We start from the raw sequence: 3,197 nt of genomic DNA, 5'->3' as shown, positions 1-3,197 counted from the left end.
AAGCTGGCCCGCCGTCGCCGGATTCGCCGTCCTCGGCGTCCGCGAGGGAGCCGGTCCAGTACCAGCGCCCGAGGCCGGAGCCCGTGCGGGCGAGCTGCTTTCCCTTGGTCGCGAGCTGCAGCCGCAGCGGCGCGAACTGGTCGTTCGAGACCGCGCCTTCCCAGACGAGGTCGAGCAGGTCGGCGAGCAGCTCGGACGGCGGCTTGCCGTAGTCGCGGCTCAGCTTGGTCAGGAAGCTGGCGCCGCCCGTCCGAAGCAGCCCGAGCAGCCGCGGATGCTTCGACTCCGGCGACTCGGGGCCGGCCTGCGCCCGCGCCCGGGCGTCCGCCCGCAGCACCGGCGCGTAGAGCGGCCGGGCGTCCGCGAGGAAGAAGGCGATGCGGCCTTCCTTCTCGGTCTCGCCCTTGCGCCCGAGCCAGAGAACCTCGCCCGAAGCGCAGAGCAGGTCGAGGTCTTCCTTGCGGTAGCCGGCCACGCGGGCGGGGAAGACGAGCGACTCCCAGTGCGAGGCGGGCAGGAAGAAGCCCTGCAGCCGTTCGATGACCGCGCGCAGCCCGTCGATCCCGCTCAGCTGCGTGCCGGAGAGCGCGTGCTGGAGCTGCGACATGTAGGCCATCCAATCCACGGGATCGACGGCCTCGGCCTGCTTGCGCGCTTGCTCCAGCGTCAGCCGGACGAGCCGCTTCGCCACGCCGCGGCCCGTCCAGATCCGTTCGTCCTCGTCCGCGAACGGCGCGTGCTCGGTCCGCTCCAGCGCGACCAAGGTCTCCGCGACGCGCGCGGCGTCCGCGGCGCCGAGCCGCGGATACCGTTCCCGCAGCTCGGCCTCGGTGAACGACAGCCGGTTGTCCGCGAACCGTCCCGCGACGAACGCGATCGCGGCTTCGCTCCGCGGGAACGCGTCGTAGAGCTCGCGTTCCTCGGCGCAGATCCAGCGCCGCTCGCCGCCGAAATCGATCGCGGCCGCGCGCCCGGCCGCCGCCAGCGCCTCCAGCCAGGCGCCCGCGTCCCGCCCGGCCGCGGCGGCCAGCTCTTCGGCGGACTGATCGCCCCGCCGCTTGAGCAGCGTGAACAGCTCCTCCGCGTTCGCGGGCGCGATCGGCCCCGCCTCCAGGCGCGCGGCCTCCTCTCGGGCGACGGCGGGATCGACCGCCCGCCGCACCGCCTCCTCGCCGAACAGCTGCCCGGCGAGCGCCTTGCTGACGCCGAGCAGCTGGAGCTGCGTCGCCTCGCTCAGGCCGTCGCCCTCGTAGAGCATCGCGTTGGCGTATTCGGCGATGAACTGCGCGGCGAACGGCGACGGCGCCCGCGTTTCCTTCGCGACCACCTCGATGCGGCCGTCGGCCGCGGCTTCCAGCAGCGTTTTCAATCCCTCCGCGTCCAGATAGTCGTGCAGGCACTCCCGCATCGCTTCCGCGAGATAGGGAAAATGCTCCGCGTACGGCAGCGCCTGCTTCAGCAGCTCCTCGCTGCGCAGCCGCTTCTGCCACATCGGCGTGCGCGTGAAGCTGCGCGACAGCAGCAGCGACGTCTCCGCGATCCGGCGGAACGCCACGGCGAGCAGGGGGGAGCCCGCGATCGCTTCGGTCAGCAGCGTTTCTACGCCGCCGGCCGTCAGCTGCCGCAGCGTCTGCAGCCAGGACGCGTCCCAGTCCGGCACGACGAGCTCAATGCCGTTGTCCTTGGCGTTGCCGTACATCGAATAGGGGAGCAGCCGCCCGAAATGCCGCTGGATCGCCAGCAGCCACGTCCGGTTCAGGCGGCGCCCGAACGGGCTATGGATGACGACGCGCGTCTGCTGCATCAGATCGCGGTAATATTCGACGATGATCCGCCGCGCGGTCGGCAGCCCGAGCGCCCGCTGCTGCGCCCTGACGAGCTCGATCAGCTCGGAGGCCGCGTAATGGTCGAGCCCGTAGTCGGCGTCCAGCCAGGCGATCGCCGCCTCTTCGAGCGCGCGCGTTTCCTCCGGGGCGGGTTCGGCATCGTCGTTCAGCCGCAGCCGGCCCGCGAGCTGGTCCAGAAATTCGCCGAGCCGCACGCCGACCTCGACGCTCCGGCTGCTCGCTTCCGCTTTCCAGAACGGGATCTCGCTGAAGCGGTTGGGCGCCTCCTGCACGTAGACGCGGTCGTTCTCGATGCGGCTGATCATCCACGAGCTCGTGCCCAGCTGGAACACGTCGCCGGCGCGGCTCTCCGCGATGTATTCTTCGTCCAGCTCGCCGAGATGGACGCGGCTGTCCGCATGGTGGACGGGGTAGGCGGAGCTCGACGGGATCGTGCCCGCGCCGGTGACGGACGCCATGGCGGTGTTCGCCCGCTTGCGCAGCGTGTCCGTATCCCGGTCCCAGTCGATGAGCGGGCGGGCGAACGGGTAAAAGCCGGACAGCACCTTCAGCGCCGCCTCGAGCCGTTCGCGCGGGAAGCCGCGGTAGCATTCGCTGCTCGCGACGAGGCCATGCAGCGCGTCCACGGTCACGTCCGCGGCGGCGACGACGGATACCGCGTGCTGCGACAGCACGTCGAGCGGCTCCCGCGGCAGGACGATCGCCTCGATCTCCCGGCGCGCGATACTGCGGCACAGCACCGCGGCTTCCGGCAGCTCGCCGCGCTGGCGCGCCACGATATAGCCGCGGCTGACGTCGCCGACGGCATGGCCGGCGCGGCCGATGCGCTGGATGCCCGCGGCGGCGGCCTTGGGCGAGTCGACCTGGAGGACGAGGTCGACGTGGCCCACGTCGATCCCGAGCTCGAGCGAGGAGGTCGCGACGAGGCAGCGCAGCTCGCCGGTCTTCAGCATCCGCTCGACCTCGAGCCGGCGCTCCCGCGCCAGGCTGCCGTGGTGGGCGCGCGCCAGCTCATGGCCGGCATGTTCGTTCAGCCGCAGCACGAGCCGCTCGCACAGCCGGCGGCTGTTCACGAACAGCAGCGCGGACCGCGCGCCTTCCATGAGCGCCATGAGCCGCTCGACGAGCGGCTGCCAGACGCCGTCGCGCGTGCGCGGGGGCCGGCTCAGGTCCGGCATCGTCACCCGGACCGCGATCGCCTTCGTCATCGCGCTCTCGACGATGACGACCGGCCGGGGCGCGTAGCCGAGCGGATGCGCGGCGCGGGCCGCCGCCGTCTCCGCGTCCGGCTCGCCGCCGCCAACGGGCGCGGCGCCGGGCGCTCCGGCATCGGCGCCGCGCCCGTTGGCG

1 protein-coding gene is annotated in these 3,197 nt (G+C 72.4%); it reads right to left on the bottom strand.

The genetic code is table 11. The annotated features are described in order from the left end of the window. Positions 1-3,197, bottom strand: a 3,197-nt coding sequence (locus I8J29_RS33280; RefSeq protein ID WP_208851548.1) for an Lhr family ATP-dependent helicase, incomplete at both ends; no start/stop codon positions are given.

The organism is Paenibacillus artemisiicola (assembly GCF_017652985.1).
Lineage (GTDB): Bacteria > Bacillota > Bacilli > Paenibacillales > Paenibacillaceae > Paenibacillus_Z > Paenibacillus_Z artemisiicola.
This window is presented reverse-complemented; position numbering and strand designations above follow the sequence as displayed.